Source organism: Parvimonas sp. M20, from assembly GCF_035282425.1.
Taxonomy (GTDB): Bacteria; Bacillota; Clostridia; order Tissierellales; family Peptoniphilaceae; genus Parvimonas.
In genome coordinates this window covers 146115-170313 of sequence record NZ_JAYKBQ010000003.1, presented here as the reverse complement: position 1 = coordinate 170313, position 24199 = coordinate 146115, and the positions used below count along the sequence as shown (strand labels likewise).

24 protein-coding genes are annotated in these 24199 nt (G+C 28.1%); 23 read left to right on the top strand and 1 reads right to left on the bottom strand.

Annotated elements, in window-relative coordinates; translation table 11 throughout:
* Positions 1-226 precede the first annotated feature (226 nt).
* Positions 227-1465 (top strand): serine hydroxymethyltransferase, encoded by a 1239-nt coding sequence (gene glyA, locus VJI93_RS02900; RefSeq protein WP_323999112.1) that lies wholly within the window; start codon positions 227-229, stop codon positions 1463-1465.
* Between the two features lie 246 nt (positions 1466-1711).
* On the opposite strand, the gene VJI93_RS02895 is transcribed toward glyA, so the two are convergent.
* Complete coding sequence (locus VJI93_RS02895) at positions 1712-3472, bottom strand: glycerophosphodiester phosphodiesterase family protein (protein ID WP_323999110.1); 1761 nt, start codon at positions 3470-3472, stop codon at positions 1712-1714.
* Positions 3473-3583: 111 nt separating this feature from the next.
* Here VJI93_RS02895 and VJI93_RS02890 point away from each other — a divergent pair, with 111 nt between their 5' ends.
* The 22 genes from VJI93_RS02890 to VJI93_RS02785 all read left to right on the top strand — a co-directional run bounded on the left by VJI93_RS02890 (position 3584) and on the right by VJI93_RS02785 (position 24137).
* Positions 3584-4102 (top strand): class I SAM-dependent methyltransferase, encoded by a 519-nt coding sequence (locus VJI93_RS02890; protein ID WP_323999109.1) that lies wholly within the window; start codon positions 3584-3586, stop codon positions 4100-4102.
* A gap of 284 nt (positions 4103-4386) precedes the next feature.
* On the top strand, positions 4387-5064 hold the full coding sequence (locus VJI93_RS02885; protein ID WP_323999108.1) for a phosphoribosylaminoimidazolesuccinocarboxamide synthase: 678 nt from the start codon (positions 4387-4389) through the stop codon (positions 5062-5064).
* A 59-nt stretch (positions 5065-5123) separates the two neighbouring features.
* Positions 5124-5603 carry a 5-(carboxyamino)imidazole ribonucleotide mutase gene (purE, locus tag VJI93_RS02880; RefSeq protein ID WP_323999107.1) on the top strand — a complete coding sequence of 160 codons (480 nt, stop codon included), beginning with the start codon at positions 5124-5126 and terminating at the stop codon, positions 5601-5603.
* Between the two features lie 15 nt (positions 5604-5618).
* On the top strand, positions 5619-6644 hold the full coding sequence (gene purM, locus VJI93_RS02875; RefSeq protein ID WP_323999106.1) for a phosphoribosylformylglycinamidine cyclo-ligase: 1026 nt from the start codon (positions 5619-5621) through the stop codon (positions 6642-6644).
* Positions 6645-6661: 17 nt separating this feature from the next.
* Positions 6662-10330: a phosphoribosylformylglycinamidine synthase gene (locus tag VJI93_RS02870; RefSeq protein ID WP_323999104.1), complete on the top strand. Its 3669-nt coding sequence runs from the start codon at positions 6662-6664 to the stop codon at positions 10328-10330.
* Between the two features lie 98 nt (positions 10331-10428).
* Positions 10429-11877 carry an amidophosphoribosyltransferase gene (gene purF, locus VJI93_RS02865; RefSeq protein WP_323999103.1) on the top strand — a complete coding sequence of 483 codons (1449 nt, stop codon included), beginning with the start codon at positions 10429-10431 and terminating at the stop codon, positions 11875-11877.
* 18 nt (positions 11878-11895) lie between these two features.
* Positions 11896-12519 (top strand): phosphoribosylglycinamide formyltransferase, encoded by a 624-nt coding sequence (gene purN / locus VJI93_RS02860; protein WP_323999102.1) that lies wholly within the window; start codon positions 11896-11898, stop codon positions 12517-12519.
* Position 12520: 1 nt separating this feature from the next.
* Positions 12521-14050 (top strand): bifunctional phosphoribosylaminoimidazolecarboxamide formyltransferase/IMP cyclohydrolase, encoded by a 1530-nt coding sequence (purH, locus tag VJI93_RS02855; protein WP_323999101.1) that lies wholly within the window; start codon positions 12521-12523, stop codon positions 14048-14050.
* 9 nt (positions 14051-14059) lie between these two features.
* Positions 14060-15301: a phosphoribosylamine--glycine ligase gene (gene purD, locus VJI93_RS02850; protein WP_323999100.1), complete on the top strand. Its 1242-nt coding sequence runs from the start codon at positions 14060-14062 to the stop codon at positions 15299-15301.
* Positions 15302-15402: 101 nt separating this feature from the next.
* Positions 15403-15687 (top strand): 30S ribosomal protein S6, encoded by a 285-nt coding sequence (gene rpsF / locus VJI93_RS02845; protein WP_323999099.1) that lies wholly within the window; start codon positions 15403-15405, stop codon positions 15685-15687.
* Positions 15688-15699: 12 nt separating this feature from the next.
* Positions 15700-16152, top strand: a complete 453-nt coding sequence (locus VJI93_RS02840) for a single-stranded DNA-binding protein (RefSeq protein ID WP_004833474.1) — start codon at positions 15700-15702, stop codon at positions 16150-16152.
* A gap of 20 nt (positions 16153-16172) precedes the next feature.
* Complete coding sequence (gene rpsR, locus VJI93_RS02835) at positions 16173-16397, top strand: 30S ribosomal protein S18 (protein ID WP_004833472.1); 225 nt, start codon at positions 16173-16175, stop codon at positions 16395-16397.
* Positions 16398-16692: 295 nt separating this feature from the next.
* A complete protein-coding gene (locus VJI93_RS02830; protein WP_323999098.1) occupies positions 16693-16887 on the top strand; it encodes a hypothetical protein in 195 nt (64 codons plus the stop codon).
* Between the two features lie 90 nt (positions 16888-16977).
* Entirely contained in the window at positions 16978-17205 is a 228-nt protein-coding gene (locus VJI93_RS02825) for a helix-turn-helix transcriptional regulator (RefSeq protein ID WP_323999097.1), read from the top strand.
* Between the two features lie 281 nt (positions 17206-17486).
* Positions 17487-17813 carry a DUF6442 family protein gene (locus tag VJI93_RS02820; protein WP_323999096.1) on the top strand — a complete coding sequence of 109 codons (327 nt, stop codon included), beginning with the start codon at positions 17487-17489 and terminating at the stop codon, positions 17811-17813.
* Between the two features lie 65 nt (positions 17814-17878).
* Entirely contained in the window at positions 17879-18148 is a 270-nt protein-coding gene (locus tag VJI93_RS02815) for a hypothetical protein (protein ID WP_323999095.1), read from the top strand.
* Between the two features lie 18 nt (positions 18149-18166).
* Positions 18167-18373, top strand: coding sequence for a helix-turn-helix transcriptional regulator (locus tag VJI93_RS02810; RefSeq protein ID WP_323999094.1), 207 nt, complete (start codon positions 18167-18169; stop codon positions 18371-18373).
* 152 nt (positions 18374-18525) lie between these two features.
* The gene (gene hflX / locus VJI93_RS02805) at positions 18526-19800 is read left to right on the top strand and encodes a GTPase HflX (protein WP_323999093.1); all 1275 of its coding nucleotides are present in this window, start codon (positions 18526-18528) and stop codon (positions 19798-19800) included.
* Positions 19790-20431 (top strand): YigZ family protein, encoded by a 642-nt coding sequence (locus tag VJI93_RS02800; protein WP_323999092.1) that lies wholly within the window; start codon positions 19790-19792, stop codon positions 20429-20431. Before hflX ends, VJI93_RS02800 begins: the two co-directional genes overlap by 11 nt.
* 166 nt (positions 20432-20597) lie before the next feature.
* Complete coding sequence (locus VJI93_RS02795; protein ID WP_323999091.1) at positions 20598-22136, top strand: ABC transporter ATP-binding protein; 1539 nt, start codon at positions 20598-20600, stop codon at positions 22134-22136.
* A complete protein-coding gene (locus VJI93_RS02790) occupies positions 22126-23202 on the top strand; it encodes an ABC transporter permease (RefSeq protein WP_323999090.1) in 1077 nt (358 codons plus the stop codon). The genes VJI93_RS02795 and VJI93_RS02790 overlap by 11 nt, the downstream gene beginning before the upstream one ends.
* Complete coding sequence (locus VJI93_RS02785) at positions 23202-24137, top strand: ABC transporter permease (RefSeq protein ID WP_323999089.1); 936 nt, start codon at positions 23202-23204, stop codon at positions 24135-24137. The genes VJI93_RS02790 and VJI93_RS02785 overlap by 1 nt, the downstream gene beginning before the upstream one ends.
* The last annotated feature ends 62 nt before the right edge of the window (positions 24138-24199 follow it).

Below are 24199 nucleotides of genomic sequence, written 5' to 3'. Positions count from 1 at the left end.
GAATTAATTCTCCTTTAATTCTAACATACAGGTTATATTTTTTTATAATTTTTGGTCTCACATCATTTACAAATGTACAAATTAAATATTATAAACTTACAAAACCTTTTTTTATTAAAAAATATTATAAATTCAATGTTTGTAAGTTATATTTTGATTTTTTTAGGAAACGTGTTGACTAAAAAAACAAAATATGATAATATATCTTTGTTAGGGGGTATTAGAAATGTTTTCAAACGACAATATAAAAAAAGTTGATTCAGCTATAGCTGAAATCTTAGACAAAGAGTTAGAAAGACAAAATAGTCACATTGAATTAATTGCTTCTGAAAATTGGGTAAATGATGCGATTTTAGAAGCGGCAGGTAGTATATTAACTAATAAATATGCAGAAGGATATCCTGGAAAAAGATATTATGGTGGTTGTGAAGTTGTAGATGAAGCAGAGAGACTAGCAATTGAAAGAGTTAAAGAGCTTTATGGTTGTGAATATGCAAACGTTCAACCTCATTCAGGTTCTCAAGCTAATTTTGCGGCATTTTTTGCTATCTTAAAACCTGGAGATACTTATATGGGAATGAACTTAAACCATGGAGGACATTTAACACACGGAAATCCTATCAACTATTCAGGTAGTATATATAATCCGGTTCCTTATGAAGTGGATGAAAATGGATTTATAGATTATGATGAAGTTCTAAGAATTGCAAGAGAATGTAAGCCTAAATTAATTTTGGCAGGTGCATCTGCTTATGCAAGAAAAATAGATTTTAAAAGATTTAGAGAAATTTGTGATGAAGTTGGAGCTGTTTTAATGGTTGATATGGCTCATATTGCGGGCCTTGTTGCTACAGGATTGCATGAATCACCAATTCCTTATGCTGATGTAGTTACTTCTACAACTCATAAGACATTAAGAGGTCCAAGAGGTGGACTTATTCTAGCAAGTGCTGCTGCAAATGAAAAATTTAATTTTAATAGAGCAGTATTTCCAGGATCACAAGGTGGACCATTGTTACACATAATAGCTGCAAAGGCTATCGCTTTCAAGCAAGCATTAGAACCTGAATTTAAAGAATATCAAAAACAAGTTTTGAAGAACGCACAAGCATTGGCGAAAGGACTAATGGAAAGAGGAATTAAGCTTGTATCTAATGGTACAGATAACCACTTAATGTTGGTTGACTTAAGAGATTATGATATGAGTGGTAAAGAACTTGAAAAGGCATTAGATTCTGTTCATATTACTTGTAATAAAAATACAATTCCAAATGATCCTAGATCACCATTTGTTACAAGTGGTATAAGACTTGGAACTCCTGCTATTACTACTAGAGGATTTAAAGAAGAAGAAATGGACTTAATAGCTGAAGCAATTGCAGGAGTAATAAAGAATGGAGAAGAAGGTAAAGTAAAGGCATTAAAAATAGTTGAAGACTTAACTAAGAAAATTCCTTTAAAATAATTCTTTTTAAGTATTTAGAATAATATAAAGAAAACGTCAGTTTGATATACTGACGTTCAGAGCACGGACAAAGTATAATTTTTGTCTGTGCTTTTTTTGTACATTTTTGTTTTTATTAAATTATTTGACTATAGTCTAATTATTACACTACTTATTCTCTTTTTCTCCGTTAAAAAAGTGTCAACAATTGCTCAATGACACTTTTGTCATCAGTCTGAACGTAGGTTTGATATACTGACGTTTTTTTTATGGAATTAAAGATATTATTTTATTAATTATTAATTGTTCAAAATTAAAATTATTTTTTTCTAATTCTAGAATTTTTTTTGAAAGAGTTACTTCATCAGTTATTATTCCATCTGCTCCACTAGAGTATGCCTTAACAATATCGTCATGAGTATTTGTAGTCCAAATATATACTCTTTTTCCATTTTTTTGAATTTTTCTTATCATTTCATTTGTTACTATGTCTTTTTCTATGCAAAAAAAATCAACAAATTTAACATTATAAAAATTACCATAACTAAATGCTAATATTAGACCTGTTGATATATTAGGTTCAATGTCTTTAAAGTCTTTTAGTACTTTAGGAGATAACGAAGAAACAATTACATCATAAGGCAACTCTTTAACTATTTTAGCAACTTCTTCAGCTAATTTTTTGTCATTATTCTTAAATGGTTTTAATTCTATATTTAGTTTGATTTTTCCGGCTGTTTTTTCAATAACAGTTTTTAAGTCTACAAAATCATATTCATTTGAATTTTTTGAATCGATAATTTTGTAATTTTTTAATTCTTCAAAATTTAAATCTTCAATATTCACTTTTTTTCCTGTTAGCCTTTTTAAATTATGATCATGAGACAAGACAACAACATTATCCTTAGTCAATACTACATCAATTTCAGCAAATTCAGCTCCATTTTCTATCGCTTCATTTATAGATTCTAATGTGTTTTCTGCTGATTTCTTCGTGCTTCCTCTATGAGCCATAATATCCGGTTTTAGACTTCTAAAAGTGTGATAAAATTTAATTTCTTCTTTAGAGTTTCTATATTTACTAAAAATTCCGGCAAAAATTAAAAATATCATTACAAGAGACATTTTTAATCTGATTTTATTAGTAGGATAAACTATTCTACTAAATTCTATATTGTTTGAAGTTTTAAAGTAAAATTTTGATAAGTCATAAAAAGTAATAGTATTAGCTAATACATTTGTAAAAATTTTTAAAAATGTTGCAATACTTAAATAAGCCATTATTCCAATATTACTCAATGTTTTATTACTTGTTTGCATATAAAATATTAGTATTATAGAAATTAAACATACAAATTTTATAATTTGTATAAGTAAATTTTTTATTCCTATTACAATTAGTACTTTAATACTTTTAAAAATGTTTTTTTTGATTCTTTTAAAACTAATTTTTATACTTTCTATAAAATTTTTATTTTCTAAAAAAAATATGTGATAAACAAAAAGTAAAAATATTGAAAATATTATTGCTATAATAATTATAAGAAGAAAAATTAAAGCACCATTTTTTGAGTTGAAAATATGATCTGTAATAAAAGTAGGTATTTTAATTCCGTTGTGAATTGACGTAGGTACTGGAATATTTACAGCTACTAATATCAGAATTAAATAGTTTTGAAATTTTTTAATTTTAGATTTTATCAACTTATAAGAATTATTAAAAATCTCTAAAACTGAAACTTCTTTGTCGAGTCTAATTTGATTTGCAGTAAATATAAAACTACTAACTTCTAATAATTTAACAATAGAAAACGAAAAAATAATTACTATAATGGACCATATTTTTGTAGGTGATTTTGCAAAAATCCCAGGACTCTCTATATATAAAAAACCAAATTTAGTTAATCTTAAAATAAATGAAAAAAATTCTTTTGCAAATGGCAATAAAATTATTATAAAAGCTAACTGATATAATAAATCAAAAATTAATAAATTTTGAAAACTTTTCTTCCTTAAGAGTTTAAACATATTATCTCCTTTCTAAAAAATATATAAATAATAATACCATAAATAAAGATAATTATAAAGTAAATAATGTATTAAAATTTTATTTATGGTATAATTTCATTAGAGGATACTATGAAAATTAATTTGAAAAAAGAATTAAGTGGTAATATTTTAGATATTGGTGGTGGAAGGGAAGGAATAATAGGATGTTTATATACCAATCATGTTATTTCAATAGATAATAGACAAGATGAACTTGATGAGGTTCCTGATTTTTGCAAGAAAGTCTTGATGGATGTTACAGATTTAAAGTTTAAAGAAAATTCATTTGATATTGTAATATTTTTTTATTCAATGATGTATATGAATGAAGATACTAAGAAAAAAGCTATATTTGAAGCGTTTCGTGTATTAAAAAAAGGTGGTATTTTATGTATATGGGATGCAGAGATAGAAAACATTTATCCCAAATCATTTTTAGTTGAACTAGATATTTGTTTTGAAAATAACGAAGTTCATACAACTTATGGAATAGTAAGGAATGACATCCAAACAATTGATATGATAAAAAATTATGCAAAAGAATGTGGATTTAAACTAATTTTATCTGAATTTCAAGAAAGTATATTTTATTTAAAGTATTGTAAATAATAAATTATGTAGAACAGTTTTTGAAAAAATTTTTTTAAAAATCATATTGACAAAATATATTTTTCTTGCTATCATTTAGTTGTAAGTTAATTATGATAACTTAAATGAAATAAAATCTATGAGAGAAAGAGTATCTAGGGTTCCGAATTTATTTGCTGGTCCGAGCGATACGAATACTTTTTAAGTATTACACCTAAGGGAGAAAAGCCCAGGAGGTAGGTTTCGCTTGAAGCCTACTTTGCTGGGCTTATTTATTTCTTATGTTTAATTTTAGGAGGTATTTTATGGAAAAAATTTACACTGGAAAGACAAAAGATATTTACAAGAGCGAAGATGGAAATTATATGTTGAAGTTTAAGGATGATGTTACAGGTGAAAACGGGGTTTTTGATCCTGGAGCTAATTCTGTTGGCTTATCAATAGAGGGTGTAGGGCATGAAGGTTTAAAGATTACTAAATTTTTCTTTGAAATTTTAAAGGAAAAGGGAATTAGAACTCATTATATAGATTGTGATTTAAACGAGAATACAATGACTGTAAAGCCTTGTGAAGTTTTTGGTAAAGGGTTGGAAGTGATTTGTAGATTTAAAGCTGTAGGTAGTTTTATAAGAAGATATGGTTTATACGCTAAACCTAATGATGATTTGGATACTTATGTCGAAATTACACTAAAAGATGATGAAAGGTGTGATCCTTTAATTACTAAGGATGCACTTGTTATGTTAAATATATTAACTGAAAAGGAATATGAAGATTTAGTAGCACTTACTAAAGAAATTTGTACTATTATTAGAGATATTTTAAAAGAGAAAGGACTTACTTTATACGATATTAAATTGGAATTTGGTAAAGTTAATGGAGAAGTTGTACTGATTGATGAAATATCTGGTGGAAATATGAGGGTCTATAATGGAGACAAAATTATTGCACCAACTGATTTATATTCTTTTTTGGTTAAATAAGTATAGCCGGAAGAATATTTCCGGCTTTTTGTATATTAATAAAATTATTGGAGGTAATTATGAAAGTAGCTGTTATTATGGGTAGTATTTCTGATAAAGATATTGCTAAAAAAACTTGTGATATTTTAAAAAAATTTGGAATAGAATACGATGCAAGAGTTATCTCCGCTCATCGTTCTTTGGATTTTGCAATAGATTTTGTTAATAAAATGGAAGAAAATAATATTGAACTAATTATTGCATTTGCGGGTAAGGCTGCACATTTAGCTGGTGTTTTAGCTGGGATATCAACTGTACCTGTTATTGGAGTACCTGTTAAAGCTTCAACACTTGATGGATTAGATGCTCTACTTTCTACTGTTCAAATGCCTAAGGGAGTGCCTGTAGCGACAGTAGCAATAGATGGAGCAGAAAATGCAGGTATTTTAGCCGCACAAATTCTTTCATTGAAATATGATGAATTAAAAGTTAAACTTAAGGAATATAAGCTTGAGATAAAAGAACAAGTAAAAAAAATGGACAATGATTTAGATATATAAATGGAGGATATTCTAATGGCATTAACATATGAATCAGCAGGAGTAAATAAACACGAAGGGTATAATGAAGTAAATTTGATTAAAAAATTTATAAAAAATACTTACACAGAAGGAGTTCTTTCAGATTTGGGTGGTTTTTCAGGACTTTTTGAACTTAGAAAAGATTTAAAAAATCCCGTTTTAGTTTCTGGAACTGATGGAGTTGGAACAAAAGTAAAATTAGCTCAAATGATGGATGTACACAATACAGTTGGAATAGATTGTGTTGCGATGTGTGTTAATGATATCTTATGTCAAGGAGCTAAACCTCTATTTTTCTTGGATTATATTGCTACTGGAAAACTTGTTGCAGAAAAAATGGCAAGTATTGTTGAGGGTGTTGCTGAAGGATGTATTCAAGCAGGAAGTGCTTTAATTGGTGGAGAAACTGCTGAGATGCCTGGAATATACAAAGAGGAAGATTATGATATTGCTGGTTTTTGTGTAGGAGTTGTTGAAAAAAATAAAATAATTGATGGTAAGAAAAATGTAAAAAAAGGCAATGTTATTTTAGCACTACCATCTTCTGGGGTTCATAGTAATGGATTTTCTTTGGTAAGAAAAATAATATTTGATTATAAAAATTTTTCATTAAATGATACTATTGAAACTGGTAAAAAGCTAGGAGATGAACTTTTGACTCCAACTAAAATTTATGCAAAAGCAATAGTTAAATTGTTAGAAAAATATAATGTTAATGGGCTTTGTCATATAACTGGTGGTGGACTTTATGAAAATGTACCAAGAGTTTTAGGATATGATGTTGATGCTAAAATTTTTGAAAAAAATATTCCTCAAAAGGAAATATTTTCACTTCTTCAAAAATGGGGAGAAATTTCAAAAGAAGAAATGTATGGAACCTTTAATATGGGAATAGGAATGTTAATTTTTGTAGAAAAAGAAGATGTAGAAGGAATAAAATGTTTATTTAAAGAAATGAATGAGGAAATTTACGAAGTTGGAGAAGTTGTAGAAGGAAATTCTAAAGTTATTTTATGTTAGTAAATTTTGGAGGAATTATGGATAAGAGAATTTTTATTAAGAAGAGGGATGGATGTAATAAGGAATCTTTGGATCTTAAAGATAATTTAAATATAGAATATAATTTAGGAATAAAAGATTTAGAGATTTATATTATATACGATATTTACAATGTCAGTGAAAGAACTTATGAATTAGCTAAAAATTCAGTTTTTTCAGAAATAATGATTGATGAAGTAGTTGAAGATATATTACTTCAAGATGGAAAATATTTTGCTTATGAAACATTACCTGCTCAATATGATCAAAGAGCTGATAGTGCTGTTCAATGTGTATCTCTTTTAGACAATAATTCAAAAATTACTGTAAGAAGCGGAAAACTTATAATTTTTGATAGAGTTTTAAATGAAGATGAATTGGAAAAAGTAAAAAAATATTTGGTTAATCCTATTGAATCAAGAGTTAAAGATATGAATGTTTTAAGTTTTTCAATGAGTTCAGAAATGAAAAAAATGAAAGACTTAACAGGCTTTTCTTCTTTTTCAGAAGATGAATTAGTTGCCTTAAAAAAAGAAATGTCTTTAGCAATGAATATTGAGGATTTGGTTTTCATTCAAGATTATTTTAAAAAAGAAGAAAGAACTCCTACTGAAACTGAAATTTATGTTTTAGACTGTTATTGGAGTGATCATTGCAGACATACAACTTTTGAGACTGTTTTAGACGATATTAAAATTGAATCTAATCTTTTCCAAAAAGAAATGCAAAGTGCTTTTGATACTTATTTAAACATTAGAAAAGAATTAAATATTACAAAGCCTATAACTCTAATGGATATGGCAAGTATATTCGGTAAGTATCATAAAAAAGTATTAAATAATCAAAATATAGAAGTTAGTGAAGAAATTAATGCTTGTTCATTCTTTACTGATATTGAAAATAACGGAAAAACAGAAAAATGGTTAATTCAATTTAAAAACGAAACACATAATCATCCCACAGAGATTGAACCTTTTGGTGGAGCAAGTACTTGTGTTGGAGGAGCTATTAGAGATCCGTTGTCAGGAAGAAGCTATGTTTATCAAGCAATGAGAGTAACGGGTTGTGGAAATATCTTACAAAGCAGAGAAGAAACTTTGGAGCATAAATTACCTCAAGTTGATATTTCTACAAAAGCTACAAGCGGTTATTCATCTTATGGAAATCAAATTGGATTGGCAACAACTTTTGTAAAGGAGATTTATGATGATTCTTATGTCGCTAAACATATGGAAGTTGGAGCAGTTGTTGGAGCGGTTAGATATGGAGACTTTAAAAGAGAAACTCCCGTTAAAGATGATATTGTAATCCTTATTGGAGGAAGAACAGGTAGAGACGGTATTCAAGGTGCAAGCGGTTCAAGTTTAATTCATACAAATGATTCTCTTGAAACAGCATCAAGTCAAGTGCAAAAAGGAAATGCAATTGAAGAGAGAAAGATTCAAAGATTATTTAGAAAACCTGAAGTGACAAAATTGATTAAGAAATGTAATGATTTTGGTGCGGGTGGAGTTTGTGTTGCGATTGGAGAATTATCTGAAGGAATTGAAATTCATTTGGATAAAGTTTTATTGAAATATGAAGGGTTAAATCCGACAGAAATTGCAACTAGTGAGTCACAAGAACGTATGGCAGTCGTAATTTCGCCAAGTGATTATGAAATTTTCATAAAAGAATGTGAAAAAGAAAATATAGAATATTCTAAAGTAGCAACTATAACTGATAGAAGAAGACTTGAAATGTATTATTATGGTGATAAGGTTATAGATTTAAGTGCAGACTTTTTGGCAACAAGTGGAGTAAGACAACATTCAAAAGCAGTATTATGCGACAATAGTGGAGATAATCCTTTTGAAAATAAGGTTATTTCTAAAGAAAATATATTAAATGAATTATCTTCTTTGAATGTAACTTGTCAAAAAGGAATAGCTCAAAGGTTTGACGCATCAATTGGTGCGACAACTGTATTAATGCCTTTTTCAGGTAAAAATCAATTAACACCTGTTCAAGCGGGAATTCAGGTACTACCTACAATTCATTCAACAAGTGATACAGCTACAATTTTGAGTTACGGATTTATTCCAAAGATATCTCGTTACTCTCCGTTCTTATCAGCTATTTATGCAGTTTTAGAATCAGTTGCTAAAGTTTATGCTGTTGGAGGAGATAAAAGTAATTTATATTTTTCATTCCAAGAATATTTTGAAAAACTTGGGAAAGATAGTAAAAAATGGGGAAAAGTTACTCAAAGTTTACTTGGGACTATCTATGCTCAAAATGAGATAGGATGTCCAAGTATCGGTGGAAAAGACAGTATGTCCGGAACATTTAATGACTTAAATGTCGTTGAAACTTTGATATCTTTTGCATGTACTCCTGTTAAAATTAAGAATGTAATTTCTCCGGAATTAAAAACAATTGGCGACTATCTATATTATGTTCCTGTTGTAAAAAATTCAAAAGAATATCCTGAAATTAAAGAAACATTGAAAAATTATGAACTGATAAATGAATTTATAAAAGCTGGGAAAATTTTATCTGCATATGTTCAAGAAGAAGGTAGTGTAGTAAGTTCTCTTGTGAAAATGGCAGTAGGAAATGGTTTAGGTTTCACAGTTAATAAGGAAAATATCTTAAATTTTGATCCTGCATCAATTATTGTAGAATCTAATTATGAATTACCTTTTGAAAAAATTGGAATGGTCAGTGAAAAAATTTCCATAAATGGAATTAAATTTGAATATGATGAAATTTATAATGCTTATACGAAGACATTAGATAAAATTTATCCTTTATATCAAAATTTAGATCGTGCAAATTGTGAAAATTTGTCTAATGACAAAACTGAAAAAAGATATTATAAAGAATATGTTGAAAAAGTAAATGTCTTAATTCCTGTATTTCCAGGAACTAACTGTGAATATGACGTAGAAAAAGCATTTATAGATGCGGGCGCTTCGACAAAAATTGTTATATTTAGAAATAAAAAAGAAGATGACATTGAAAAATCAATTGAAGATTTTGTAAATGGAATAAAAGATTCTCATATTATAATGATACCAGGAGGATTTTCAAGTGGAGATGAACCTGATGGAAGTGCAAAGTTCATAGTAAATGTTTTGAAAAATGAAAAAGTGAAAAATACAATTCATAAACATTTAGATGACAAAAAACTAATTTTAGGTATTTGTAACGGATTTCAAGCGTTAATTAAATCAGGACTTATCCCTTATGGAAGAATAAAGTCTTTAACTGAAGATGATTTGACATTGTATAGAAATGATAGTTATCATCATATTTCAACAAGTGCCATAACTCGAGTTGCAAATGTAAATTCTCCCTGGACTCAAAATTTTGAAATTGGACAATTGCATGAAGTTATGTTCAGTCATGGTGAAGGGAAACTTGTTGGAAGGAATATTGAGAAATTTAAGGATTTATGTGCTTTTCAATATTGTGATTTTGGTGGCAACGCGAGTTGCAATGGAAAATTTAATCCTAATGGTTCTTTATATGCCATTGAAGGCATGATAAGTAAAGATGGTTTAGTTTTGGGGAAAATGGGACATAGTGAGCGTTATGGAACAGGTTTATATAAAAATAAAACTATAAATGGAATTCAAAGTATTTTTGAAAATGGTGTAAATTATTTCAAGGGAAATAAATGATATTAAACTTTTATATTTGAGTATAGAAAAATAATTTCAATGTAAAAACAGTGAGGAAATAATTGATTATTATTAAAAAGTTTTAAGGAGAATGACAGATGCGTAGAATTAATGAAGAATGTGGAGTTTTTGGTGTTTGGAATCATAAGGATGCTTCAAAGTTAACATATTTTGGACTTCATAGTTTACAACACAGAGGGCAAGAAGGAGCAGGAATTATTAGTTCTGATGGAGAAAATTTATATAGTTATAGAAATTTAGGATTAGTTTCTGAAGTTTTTAAAGATAAAAATCTTCTATATGGTTTAATTGGAAATTCTGCAATAGGACATGTAAGATATGCAACAGTAGGAGACAATAGTGTAAGAAATATTCAACCATTTTTATTTGATTTTTATGATATGAGTGTTGCTATTTGTCATAATGGAAATTTAGTAAACGCTAAAAGTTTAAGAGTAAAATTGGAAAAGAACGGAGCTATTTTTCATTCTTCATCAGATACTGAAGTATTAATTCACTTAATCAGAAGGAGTACAAAAGAAACTTTTAAAGAAAAGTTAAAAGAAAGCTTAAATATAATTAAAGGAGGATTTACTTATTTAGTTTTATTAAAAGATACTTTATATGGTGCAGTTGACCCTAATTCTTTAAGACCTCTTGTTATTGGTAAAACAGAAAATGGAACTTATGTCATGGCAAGTGAAACTTGTGCAATAGACAATATAGGAGCTGAATTTGTTTGCAATGTAAAAGCTGGGCAATTGGCTATTATTGATAAAAATGGTCTTAAAATTGAAAATTATACTACTCCTGATAGGATTTCTATTGCTGCAATGGAGTATGTTTATTTTGCTAGACCTGATTCCAATATAGCTGGTGTGAATGTTCATACAGCAAGAAAAAATGCAGGTAGAACTCTTGCAATAGAATGCCCAACTGATGCAGATATTGTGGTTGGAGTTCCTAATTCTTCACTTTCTGCAGCTAGTGGTTATGCTGAAGAAAGTGGTTTACCATATGAAATGGGATTAATTAAAAACCAATATATTGCTAGAACCTTTATTCAACCAGCTCAGGAGCTTAGAGAACAAGGGGTCAGAATGAAATTGTCAGCAGTAAAAGGAGTTGTTAAAGGGAAAAGAGTTGTTATGGTTGACGATTCTATAGTTAGAGGGACAACTTGTAAAAGAATTGTAAAACTTTTAAAAGATGCAGGAGCTTTAGAAGTTCATGTAAGAATTGCGTCGCCACCTCTTGCTTTTCCTAGTTTTTATGGAATAGATATTTCTACTTCTGGAGAACTTATTGCTGCTAATAAGACGTTGGAAGAAATAAGGGATGTAATTGGAGCTGACTCATTAGGATATTTAAGTGAACAAGGACTTGTGGATTCTATAGGTCTTAAGTTTGATGAACCATATAACGGCTTATGTATGGACTGTTTTAGTGGAGATTATCCTGCAGGGTTATATGATTATGAGGAAGATTTTAAAAATTCTTTAACAGATATTCAAAGAAGCATTTTAGAAAGAAAAATAAATAATTAATTTGAGGGACGGTAAATTATGTTAAATATAGCTGTATTTATTTCTGGTGGAGGAACAAATTTACAATCCATAATTGATGCAATAAAAGAGAAAAAAATTAATGGACAAATTAAATTGGTTTTTTCAAACAGAAAAAACGCTTATGGACTAGTAAGAGCACAAAATGAAAAGATTGATACATTTTATTTGAATAGAAAGAATTTTTTTAGCAATGAAGAATATGACGAGGGAATACTTGAAGAACTGAATAGAAAAAATATTGATTTGATTGTACTTGCAGGATATTTGAATATTTTATCTTCAAAGTTGGTTTCAAAGTATCCAAATAGAATTATTAATATTCATCCATCTTTAATTCCTTCTTTCTGTGGAGATGGATTTTATGGAGAAAATGTTCATAAAGCAGTTATAAAATCAGGTGTCAAATTTACCGGAGCTACTACACATTTTGTTGATGAAAATGTAGATGCCGGAGCAATAATTTTGCAAGATATCGTTCCGATTTTTGTAAATGATGACTTTGAAACTGTTGCTAAAAGAGTTTTAGAAATAGAACATAAAATATTGGTAAAAACAGTAAAGGCATTTTGTGATAATAAGATTGTTTTTAAAGATAATAGAGCATTCATAGTGGAGGAATAAGATGTCAAAAAGAGCATTAATTAGTGTTTTTGAAAAAGAAAATATTGTTGAGTTTGCAAGTGAACTTGTAAAATTAGGATGGGAAATTATTTCAACCGGAGGAACTTATAAAATTTTAAAGGAAAGTGGACTTGATGTTATTGAAGTTGATGAAGTAACCAATTTTAAGGAAATTCTAAATGGTCGTGTCAAGACTTTACATCCTTTTATACATGGTGGAATTTTATATAAACGTAATGACCAAAGTCATATTGAAACAGTTGATAGACTTGGTATTTCTTCAATAGATATGGTTGTAAACAATTTATATCCTTTTGAAAAAGTTTTAAATAGTAAAAATAAAACACATGAAGATTTAATTGAAAATATTGATATCGGTGGACCTTCAATGATTAGAGCGGCTGCTAAAAACTATAATGATGTATCTATTGTTGTTGATCCTAATGATTATTCTGAAATTATTGAAAGATTAAAGGAAGATAAATTGGATAAAGAATTTAGATTATATTTATCAAGTAAGGCTTTTAATTATACTGCATATTATGATGCCTTGATTTCATCTTATTTCAATGATTTATTAAATATTGATTTTCCGGAAAAACTCACAATGACTTATAAAAAATTTAATGATTTAAGATATGGAGAAAATCCTCATCAAAATGCTTGTTTTTATGAAAAAGTATATGTTAAAGATGATGAAAAAACAGAATTTAAACAATTACATGGAAAAGAATTGTCGTATAATAATTTAACGGATATGTACTCAGCTATTAAAATTGTAAAAGAATTTGATGACCCATGTGTAGTCGCGGTTAAACATAATAATCCTTGTGGACTTGCAATTTCAGAAAATATTGATGATGCTTATGATAAGGCTTATACTTGTGATTCAATTTCGATTTTTGGAGGAATTATCGCTTTAAATAGAGAAGTAACAAAATATATTGCTGAAAAGATAAATAGTTTTTTTGTAGAAATTGTAATTGCAAATAAATTTTCTAAAGAAGCCCTTGAGATTCTAACTCAAAAGAAAAATATTAGATTAATTGAAGTTGGAAATATTTCAGATTTTAAACTTCCGAAAACTACAGTTAAAGAGGTTTTAAACGGTATTGTTGTTCAAGAATATGATGATATTTTACTTAAAGAAAATTTAAAATTCGTTACAAAGAGAAAGCCAACTGAAGAGGAATTGAAAAATTTAATTTTTGGGTTTAATGCTTGTAAAACAGTTGCTTCAAATGGAATTGTAATCGTAAAAGATAATGCTACTATTGGGATAGGTCAAGGGGAAGTTAGACGTTCTTGGGCTGTTGAAAAAGGTTTAGAAAGAGCTAAAGAAAATATTAAAGATGCTGTTTTGGCATCAGACGCATTTTTCTTTGAAGATACCGTTGAATTATTAAAAGAAAATGGAATTAAAGCAGTAATTCAACCAGGAGGATCTATAAAGGACGAGAATGTAATAAAATTATGTGATGAATATGGTATAGCAATGGTATTTACATCTACAAGGCATTTTAGACATTAGGAGGAATTTATGAAAGTTTTGGTTATTGGTAATGGTGGGAGAGAAGACGCTATTTGCAAAAAAATATCTGAAAGTAATAAATGTACTGAACTCTTTTGTTCAAAGGGAAATGCAGGTACTCTTAGATATGCTAAAAATGTTGAATTAAATACTAACAAAGAAATCTTAGAGTTTTCAAAAAATCATAATATTGATTTAGTAGTTGTAGGACCTGAAGCTCCACTTTGTGAAGGGATTGTTGATTTGTTTAAAGGGAGTAGTATAAAAATTTTTGGTGCGGATAAAAAAAGTGCAAGACTTGAAGGCAGTAAAGACTTTGCAAAAGAATTTATGAAAAAATATGATGTTCCAACTGCAAAATACAAAACTATTAAATCAATTGAAGAAGGTAAAAAAGCTATTGAAAAATTTTTATATCCAATTGTTATAAAGGCTGATGGACTTTGTGCGGGGAAAGGTGTTAGAATTTGCAATACTAAAGAAGAAGTTTTAGAGTATTTCAAAGAACTTTTTGAGGACAAAATTTTTGGAAAAGAAGGGACAACAGTTGTTATTGAAGAATTTTTAAAAGGGAAGGAAGCTTCTTTACTTTGTTTTGTATCTAAAGGAAACTTAATTCCTATGGAAAGTGCAAGGGACTATAAGAGAATTTTTGAAAATGATGAAGGTGAAAATACAGGTGGAGTAGGTTGTTATTCGCCAAGTGAATTGTTTGATGAAGAACTAAAATTAAAAATCGAAAAAACTTTAGAAAAAATTTCAAATGGGTTGAAAAAAGAAAATTTAGAATACTCAGGGATACTCTTTATTGGATTTATGATTTCTGAAGATGCTAAAGTTTTAGAATTTAATGTAAGATTTGGAGATCCAGAAACAGAGGTTATTTTACCTAGAATGGAAAGTGATTTACTCTTAGCTATAGAAAAATCTCTAGATGGCAGTTTAAAAAGAGAAGATTTAAAATGGAAAAAGGAAAAATGTTTAACAGTTATTTTAACTTCCAGAGGTTATCCTAAAAATTATGAAAAGGGAAAAGAAATATTTGGAATAGATTCTGTTGACAAAGATATTTATGTTTATCATAATAATACTAAGGTTAATGGAAGTAAATTATTGACTGATGGAGGTAGAGTTTTATCGGTTACAGCACTTGGTATTAGTTATGATGAAATAAGAGAAAAAGTTTATAGAAATATTGAAAAAATATCATTTGAAACAAAACAATATAGAAAAGATATTGGAAGAATATAAAATTATGTAAAAAACTTTACATATATATTTTTTTATGATATAATGTACCGGTAAATCCTTGCTCGATAAAAAGAGCCAGAGACCATAAGGAGGTGAATTTAATGAGAAAATATGAAGGAGTTTTTATTTTTAAACCAAATTTAGAAGATGAAGTAAGAAATCAAGCTTTTGATAAGATTAAAGCAGCTATTGAAGCCAATGGTAATATTACTGAAATTAACGAATGGGGAAATAGAAAACTTGCTTATGAAATTAACTACATTAAAGAAGGATATTATATTATAGTTAATTTTGAAGCAGCTGTTGAAGTAGTTGCAGAAGTAGAAAGAAGATCAAGAATATCTGATGCTATCATTAGATACATGGTTGTTAAGCAAGAAGCTTAGTGGAGGAACTTTATGAATAGTGTAATTTTAATAGGAAGATTAATTAAGGATCCAGAATTAAGATATACTCAAGCATCTGGTAGTAGTTATGCCAGATTTACCATTGCAGTAGATAAGGGAATGTCTAAAGAAAAGAAACAAGAATTGGAAGCTAAAGGTCAACAAACAGCTGATTTTATAAATATAGTTGTTTGGGGTAAACAAGCTGAAAATTGTCAAAAATATTTGCAAAAAGGTAGAAATGTAGCAATTCAAGGAAGACTTCAATCTGGAAGCTACACTGCTCAAGATGGGACTAGAAGATTTGTCACAGAGGTTTGGGCTGAAAGAGTTCAGTTTATTGACTGGGGAGATAGAGCTCAAAAACCTGCTGCAACACAAGGATTTGGTTCATTTGATACTGGAATGGATGATGGATTTGATTTACCTTTTCAAGATGCATCAGATGAAGAAATTCCATTTTAATTATTAAAGGAGATAAAAATATGCAAAGAAAATTTAGACCAAGAAAAAAAGTTGTTGCATATTTCTCAGATAACAGTAAACCACTTGATTATAAGGATGTAAACACTCTAAAAAAATTTATTAGTGAAAGAGGTAAAATTTTACCAAGAAGAGTGACTGGTGCTACTGCTAAACAACAAAGAGAAATTACAGCAGCTATTAAAAAAGCTAGACAAGTTGCGTTATTACCATATAGTGCAGAATAATTTGTAATTAACGGGAGAGAAATCTCCCTTTTTTATTTTAATAATAGCAGTTAATATTGTTAGGAGAAGTAATGAATACTAAAAAAAGAAATTTATTTATAATTGCTGGATTGTTATGGCTATTTGCCGGAATAATGGTTATGAATGTTGGATACCATTTCTAATTAATGATGATAAAATATTTTTATTTGGTTTATTAGGAGCAATCACTATATTTTTACTATTTTACATAATGATATTTTCTAAATATGTACATAAACACAAAAATAGGATTTTAAATGATAAAAGAGGGCTAATGAAAATTTGGGAGTTTTTAGATAAATCAAGTTATATTTTGATGTTTTTTATGATGACTTTTGGAATGATATTAAGATTTAGCGGACTTTTACCAAATTTTTTCTTTGAATTTTTTTATTCTGGCTTAGGTTTTGCATTGTCATTAAGTGGACTTTCCTTCTTGTTTCTAGCTTATAAATATAAAGATATTTAAATAAATTGACTTTTAAAACTTTTAATGATAAAATTAGGTTGTAATTAGATTATTTATTTGGAATATTGTTTATAATAAAGAGGTGAGCTTATGAATAAAAAATTATCAGAGAAAAATAATGTTGAAAAGTTTAGAGTTGAAAAGGAACTTTCTCAAAGAGAATTGGCCAATTTAATTGGAGTTTCAACTGAAACAGTTGTTTCAATAGAAAATGGAAGTTTTATTCCGGACATAAAACTTGCTCTTACCTTATCTACAGCATTAAATAAAAAATTTGGAGAGATTTTTTTCTTCAATATTGATTGTGAAATATTTTAATTAAAATACACTCGATAGAGTGCCAGACTGATGACAAAGTGTCAATGAGCAATTGTTGACACTTTTTTAACGGAGAAAAAGAAAATAAGTAGTATAATAATTAGACTATAGTCAAATAATTTAATAAAAACAAAAATACATAAAAAAAGCACAGACAAAAGTTATAGTTTGTCTATGCTCTGACACTCGATAGAGTGCATTTTTTTTGATAGCATTGACAAGTATACTTGTCAATGCTATAATTTACTTGACAATAAAACTTTGCAAAAGGAGTGGTAACTATGAATAAAGAAGAAATACTTAAAAAGAGCAGAAATTCGAAAAATAATGAATATTTTGATAGTATTGTAAATAAATATTTACGTACTCAATCTATAATTGTTTCTTGTTTGTGTATAATGTTAGTATTCTTTAATTTATATATTTGTAAGGGATATTTTGAGTTATTTGCTATATTATTATCAATTCATGTAGTTTTAAATTTTAGTTTGTATAAGTACTATTCCAAGAAAATGTATTTATATTTCTCTGGAGTTTATTTATTAATATCTTTAAGTTATCTAATATTATATATCGTTAGTGAGCTTAAGAAAGTTAATATTTTATAGGAGGGAAATATGAATAAAGAAGAAATACTAAAAAAAGTAAAAAATAGAATTGTATTGCTGATGAAATGAAAATAGATGTTGATCGTAGAGAGAAAGAAAATGGATACTTGTTTTTAAAAGTTGTACTGATTATTTTATTTATATTTTCGTCAATTGAACCAAATTGTTATGGTAATTCATTTGTAAATCCATATTTATTCTCATTTTTGTTATTTATTGGAGTTACTTCACAACTTTTAATAAGATACTATTATTATAAAAAAATCAAAGACCTGATTTTAATTCTATTTTTTATTTTTTTAGTTATATTATCTGCTTGGTTATGTTATATTTAATAAAAATAAGAGGTTTTTATGGATGAAGAGTTAAAATTAAAAAATAATTTAAAAAATGTTAGGGCTGAAAAAGGTATGTCTCAGCAAAAACTTGCTGATTTAATAGGAGTTTCAAGAAATACTATTAGTTCTATTGAAACGGGACAATTTAATCCAACTGCAAAACTTGCCTTGATTTTGTGTGTTACTTTAGATAAAAAATTTGAAGAATTGTTTTATTTTTAAAAGATATGTTTTCGTTACATATCTTTTATTGTGAAACAACAAGGTTCCCGGCAAACCACCCGATGCGAAGCGTCGTGGAAGGGTGGGGTTCTTATTTGTTTTTATATATTAATTTATGATACAATTAAAACAATAATAATAAAGGAGTTTTTATGAATCAAAAAGTTATTACTGTTACTGTAAATATAGATATGGATGAAAAGACTTTAGAAGATAAAGTTAATGAATTAGAAAAATTAGTGCAAGCTTTGGATGGAGAAGTAGTTTTAAGTTTGACTCAAAATAAATCTTATGTAGATAAGGCTTTTTACGTTGGAAAAGGAAAAGTAAATGAAATTAAAGATTATTGCGAAAAATTGGATGCTGAATTTGTAGTTTTTAATAATGAATTAACTGGTTCTCAAGTAAAAAATCTTGAAAAAATTATAGGAATTAGAGTTATTGATAGAACTAATTTAATTTTAGATATTTTTAATGAAAGAGCAAGGACAAAAGAGGCTAAACTACAAGTGAAACTTGCAAAATTAAAATATACTTTACCAAGATTATCTGTGCTTAGAAGCGGTTTTTCAAGACAACAAGGTGGAATTGGTGGTAAAGGTATAGGTGAACAACAACTAGAATTAGATAGAAGAACTATAAATAGAGAAATTGCAAGTATCACTTTACAGCTTAAAGAGATTGAGAAAAATAGAAATGAAATTAGAAAAAAGAGAATTAATTCAAAAGAGTCAATTGTTTCTCTTGTTGGATATACAAATGCTGGGAAGTCAACTTTGATAAATAAGTTGATTTCGTATGGTAAAGATGAAAATTCTGAAATTAAAGAAGTTTTTGTTAAAGATATGTTGTTTGCTACATTGGATACTTTTGTTAGAGAAGGCTCACTTTTAAATGATTCAAAAGTAATGTATGTAGATACTGTAGGGTTTGTTTCTGATATTCCACACAATTTAGTTGAAAGTTTTAAAGGTACACTTGAAGAGATAAAATATTCAGATTTAGTTTTGCATGTTGTTGATATTTCTAATGTTAATGTTGATGAACAAATAAAAATAACCAATGATATGATAAAAAAACTTGAATGTGAGGATAAAAATGTAATTTATGTTTTCAATAAAGTAGATAAATTAACAGATGAAAATGTTAAATTGCAATACGCAAATATTGAAAACAAGCTATTTATAAGTGCAAAAAGGGATGAAGATATTGTTTTACTTTTAAAAGAAATTGAGAAAAACTTGTTTTCATCATTAGTAAAAACAAGACTGTTGATTCCTTATGATAAGCAAAAAATTATGAGTAATATTTTAAATACTTATAAACCAGAGTTTGTTGAACATGTTGAAAATGGTAGCTTTTTAGAAGTTTTTTTAAAAGCAGAAGACTATTCAATTTATAAAGGATATGAAGTAAATGGAAAATAACGAAATTTTTTTAAGTATTCATAGTAATCAATCATATAGTTTTATAGTAAATAAATCGGAATTTATCGGACATGCTTTTTATGTTGAAAGTGTTGCTGAGGCAGAAAAGTATATTTCTGAAATAAGAGAGAAATATAAAAACGCAACGCATAATTGTTTTGCATATATTATCGGGATAGAAAAGTTAATACAAAAATATTCTGATGATGGAGAACCGTCAGGAACTGCAGGGATTCCTATGCTTGAAGTTTTAAGGAAAAAAGACATAACTAATTGTTTGGTAATTTCTACGAGGTATTTTGGGGGAATTTTGCTTGGAGCGGGTGGCCTTGTAAGAGCATATACTAAATCTACAGTTGGAGTATTAGAAGAATCAAAAATTGTAAAAAAAGAACTTTTTTATAATATGGATATAATTTTAGACTATGTTTCTTGGGGGAAAATTGAAAATATTTTTAAAAACTTTGGGTTAGAAATTTTAAATATAGAATATCTTGAAAAAGTTAGAATAAATTTGTCTGTAAAAAAAGAAAATTTTGAAATGTTAAAAAATATTGTGATTAATGAAACATCAGATAATTGTATTGTTAAGATTAATGGAGAAAATTATTGTTCAGTATTTATTGAATAATTTATAAACGTTTTTATGTATATTCTAAACTAATGCTTATATACATCTTATTTTTTTATGAAATTTACATTTTTATCACTTTTTTTCCTTGTATTAAAATAATTTTTATTGTATAATATCTATTAATGGTATAATAATTGCATATTACTTAGAGGAGGGTTTTGACTTGTCTGATAACAAAACAAATGATAATATTGTAGCTATGAAAGGCATTACTAAAATTTTTGGTAAAAATAAAGTTTTAGATGAAGTTGACTTTGAATTAAAAAAAGGGGAAATTCATGCTCTTTTAGGAGAAAACGGTGCCGGGAAAACTACTTTGATGAATATTCTTTATGGTTTATATTCACCAAACTCTGGAGAAATTTACATTAATTCTAATCGATATACAAACATGACACCAAAGATTGCAGTTGAAAATGGAATTGGAATGGTTCATCAACATTTTATGTTAATAGAACCTTTTAGTGTTATTCAAAATATTGTTTTAGGAACAGAAGATACTAAAGGTTTGTTTATTGATCTCGAAAAATCACGTAAAAAAGTTCTTTCTATTATTGAAAAATATGGATTTAGCATAAATTTGGATGAAAAAATTCAAGATATTACAGTTGGTTCCCAACAAAAAGTAGAAATATTAAAAGCTCTTTATAAGGGCGCTGAAATTATTATTTTTGATGAACCAACAGCAGTTCTTACTCCACAAGAAATAGAAGAATTTATAAATATCTGTAATAACTTAAGAAGTGAGGGAAAATCAATAATAATAATAACTCATAAACTAGATGAAATAAAAAAAATGGCAGATTACTGTACTATTATTCGTCGTGGTAAGTTTATTGATAAAGTTACTGTTGCTGAATCATCACAAAAAGAACTTGCTGAAAAAATGGTTGGTAGAGAAGTTAGTTTCAGTGTAAATAAAAAGAAAGCAGAAGTTGGAGATGTTGTTTTGGATGTTAAAGATATTAATGTTCTTAATAACAGATATTTACCTGCTTTAAATGGGTTGAGTTTGAATGTTAGAAAAGGTGAAATTTTAGGGATTGCTGGAGTTGATGGAAATGGTCAATCAGAACTTATTGAGGCTATTACAGGTCTTAGAAAAGTTGAATCAGGAAATATTACCATTCTTGGAAAAGATATAACAAACAAATCAGTTTATGAAATTATTGAAAGTGGAATTAGCACAATTCCTGAAGATAGACATAAACACGGTTTAGTATTGGATTTTTCAGTTTCTGAAAATATGATTTTAGAAAAAAGAGGAAAAACTCCTTTTTCTAAAAAAGGTATTTTAAATTTTAAAGAGATAGAATCATATACACAAAAAATGATTGATAAATTTGATATAAGACCAAATGATATTCGTGCCACTGCTAGAGGACTTTCTGGTGGGAATCAACAAAAAGTAATTTTGGCAAGAGAAATTGATAACAATCCTGATTTGTTGATAGCTGCACAACCTACAAGAGGTCTAGATGTTGGTGCTATTGAAATAATCCATAAATATATTGTAGAGCAACGAGATAAAGGAAAAGCTGTATTATTAATTTCCTTTGAATTAGACGAAGTAATGGATTTATCAGATAGAATCGCCGTTATCTACAAAGGAAAAATAGTTGGAGAAAAATTAGCTAAAGATGCCAACGAAAATGAATTAGGACTTATGATGGCGGGAGGTGTTATTAGTAATGAGCAGTAGAAAAAAAATATTATTACTTTTATTCTCTGTATTGATTGGATTTGTTGTAGGATCTATTGTTATTATGATTGCCGGATTTAATCCTATTAATTACTATAAAATAATGATGGAAACCACTTTTTCAAGACCAAAATTTTTTGCTAGAACATTAATTGATGCAGTACCATTAATCATAGGAAGTATCGGGGTTTCGTTAGCATTTAAAACAGGGGCTTTCAATATTGGAGCAGAAGGTCAATTTATAATTGGTTCTTTAACAGCCGCATTTTTTGGTTACTTTTTAAAATTACCTCCAATTATTCATCCTATAGTTTGTATTTTACTAGCTGCTTTAGCAGGAATGGCTTGGGGTGGATTTGCTGGTTGGATTAAATCCAAATTTGGAGTTCATGAAGTAATTACTACAATTATGCTAAATTGGATAGCTTTATATTTTTCTAATTTAGTTGTAACTTTTGGGAAGTTTTATAATGAAACAGGACAAACTTCAAATGATATTCAATCTACAGCAAGTATAAAAATGTTTCAAGGATTAAAAAACTCTTCTATTCCTTTTGTAAAAGATTTCTTTTCTGCTGATATAAATTTTGGAATTATATTAGCTGTTATTCTAGCATTTTTAATTTATTACTTATTAAATAAAACTTCAAAAGGTTATGAATTAAAAGCAGTAGGGTTAAATCCGAATGCTGCTGAGTTTGGTGGAATAAATGTTGGTAAAAATTTAGTCTTATCAATGGGATTATCTGGAGCATTATGTGCTGTTGCAGGAGCTGTTAAAGTTCTTGGATTTGCAGGAAATGTTGCAAGACTTACTGTTGCTGAAGGGAATGGTTTTGATTCTATGTCTGTTGCCCTTTTAGCGAATAGCCATCCAATTGGATCAATTTTTTCTGGATTTTTCTTTAGTGTATTAAGAAGAGGAGGATTTAGAGTCCAACAGTTATTAGGTGTTCCATATGAAATTGTTCAAATTATAATAGGTATAATTGTTTTGTTTATTTCGATGCCATTAGTTATAAAAATAATTTCAAGTAAATTTAAAAAAGTTGGAGGTAAAAAGTAATGAGTTTATTGAAAATAGCTTTATTTATATCTGATACATTATTATTTGCAACTCCATTATTATTTACTGCTTTGGGTGGAATGTTTACAGAAAAAGCGGGAGTAACTAATATAGGTCTTGAGGGAATGATGACAATAGGTGCATTTGCTGGTGCAGCTGTTGGGTATTTTACTAAAAGTGCATTATTAGGATTTTTAGCAGGTGGTATAGCAGCGTCCCTAGTTGCTCTTATTCATGCGATTGTTAGTATAACATTTGGGGCTGATCAAGTTGTCTCTGGGATTGCTATAAATTTTATAGGACCAGGGGTTGCATTGTTCATCTGTTCGCTTTTATTTGATGGTGCTAAGCAAACTATTCCTGTTGCAGAAGGTGAAGGCAAAATGCTTAAAATATTTGATAATTTAACGGGTGTTGACTTTATAGATAAAATTTTAGGACAATATGTTACAACATATATAGCTATAGGGTTTGTTATTTTAATGGCTATATATCTTTACAAAACAAAATTTGGTTTAAGGTTAATTGCTGTAGGAGAACATCCTAAAGCAGCTGAAACTTTAAATGTTAATGTATATTTATATAGATATTTTGCTGTAATAATATCTGGATTATTAGCAGGATTTGGTGGAGCAACTATGAGCTTAGCTACTGTTTCAAACTTTTCACAATCTTTAGTTTCAGGGCATGGATTTATAGCATTGGTTGCTGTTATTTTTGGAAAGTGGAAGCCATATGGGGTATTGGGGGCTTGTCTATTTTTTGGGGCTGCCCAAGAATTGGCAATTTTATTACCTAGTTTAAATATTAATATCCCAGATTCAATTTTACCAATGGTACCTTATATTAGTACATTATTAGTATTAATTTTCTTCGTTGGAAAGTCAAAAGGACCTTCCTCTGCTGGAGTTCCATATATTAAATTGGAAGATTAATTTAGAAAGGCATACTACTTGGTATGTCTTTTTGTTGTGATACAATCGTGTTTTTAAATTGA

Excerpts from the sequence above, each read along its gene's own strand:
- glyA (WP_323999112.1), top strand. The coding sequence starts at position 227 with ATGTTTTCAAACGACAATATAAAAAAAGTTGATTCAGCTATAGCTGAA.
- VJI93_RS02895 (WP_323999110.1), bottom strand. The coding sequence starts at position 3,472 with ATGTTTAAACTCTTAAGGAAGAAAAGTTTTCAAAATTTATTAATTTTT.
- VJI93_RS02890 (WP_323999109.1), top strand. The coding sequence starts at position 3,584 with ATGAAAATTAATTTGAAAAAAGAATTAAGTGGTAATATTTTAGATATT.
- VJI93_RS02885 (WP_323999108.1), top strand. The coding sequence starts at position 4,387 with ATGGAAAAAATTTACACTGGAAAGACAAAAGATATTTACAAGAGCGAA.
- purE (WP_323999107.1), top strand. The coding sequence starts at position 5,124 with ATGAAAGTAGCTGTTATTATGGGTAGTATTTCTGATAAAGATATTGCT.
- purM (WP_323999106.1), top strand. The coding sequence starts at position 5,619 with ATGGCATTAACATATGAATCAGCAGGAGTAAATAAACACGAAGGGTAT.
- VJI93_RS02870 (WP_323999104.1), top strand. The coding sequence starts at position 6,662 with ATGGATAAGAGAATTTTTATTAAGAAGAGGGATGGATGTAATAAGGAA.
- purF (WP_323999103.1), top strand. The coding sequence starts at position 10,429 with ATGCGTAGAATTAATGAAGAATGTGGAGTTTTTGGTGTTTGGAATCAT.
- purN (WP_323999102.1), top strand. The coding sequence starts at position 11,896 with ATGTTAAATATAGCTGTATTTATTTCTGGTGGAGGAACAAATTTACAA.
- purH (WP_323999101.1), top strand. The coding sequence starts at position 12,521 with ATGTCAAAAAGAGCATTAATTAGTGTTTTTGAAAAAGAAAATATTGTT.
- purD (WP_323999100.1), top strand. The coding sequence starts at position 14,060 with ATGAAAGTTTTGGTTATTGGTAATGGTGGGAGAGAAGACGCTATTTGC.
- rpsF (WP_323999099.1), top strand. The coding sequence starts at position 15,403 with ATGAGAAAATATGAAGGAGTTTTTATTTTTAAACCAAATTTAGAAGAT.
- VJI93_RS02840 (WP_004833474.1), top strand. The coding sequence starts at position 15,700 with ATGAATAGTGTAATTTTAATAGGAAGATTAATTAAGGATCCAGAATTA.
- rpsR (WP_004833472.1), top strand. The coding sequence starts at position 16,173 with ATGCAAAGAAAATTTAGACCAAGAAAAAAAGTTGTTGCATATTTCTCA.
- VJI93_RS02830 (WP_323999098.1), top strand. The coding sequence starts at position 16,693 with ATGAAAATTTGGGAGTTTTTAGATAAATCAAGTTATATTTTGATGTTT.
- VJI93_RS02825 (WP_323999097.1), top strand. The coding sequence starts at position 16,978 with ATGAATAAAAAATTATCAGAGAAAAATAATGTTGAAAAGTTTAGAGTT.
- VJI93_RS02820 (WP_323999096.1), top strand. The coding sequence starts at position 17,487 with ATGAATAAAGAAGAAATACTTAAAAAGAGCAGAAATTCGAAAAATAAT.
- VJI93_RS02815 (WP_323999095.1), top strand. The coding sequence starts at position 17,879 with ATGAAAATAGATGTTGATCGTAGAGAGAAAGAAAATGGATACTTGTTT.
- VJI93_RS02810 (WP_323999094.1), top strand. The coding sequence starts at position 18,167 with ATGGATGAAGAGTTAAAATTAAAAAATAATTTAAAAAATGTTAGGGCT.
- hflX (WP_323999093.1), top strand. The coding sequence starts at position 18,526 with ATGAATCAAAAAGTTATTACTGTTACTGTAAATATAGATATGGATGAA.
- VJI93_RS02800 (WP_323999092.1), top strand. The coding sequence starts at position 19,790 with ATGGAAAATAACGAAATTTTTTTAAGTATTCATAGTAATCAATCATAT.
- VJI93_RS02790 (WP_323999090.1), top strand. The coding sequence starts at position 22,126 with ATGAGCAGTAGAAAAAAAATATTATTACTTTTATTCTCTGTATTGATT.
- VJI93_RS02785 (WP_323999089.1), top strand. The coding sequence starts at position 23,202 with ATGAGTTTATTGAAAATAGCTTTATTTATATCTGATACATTATTATTT.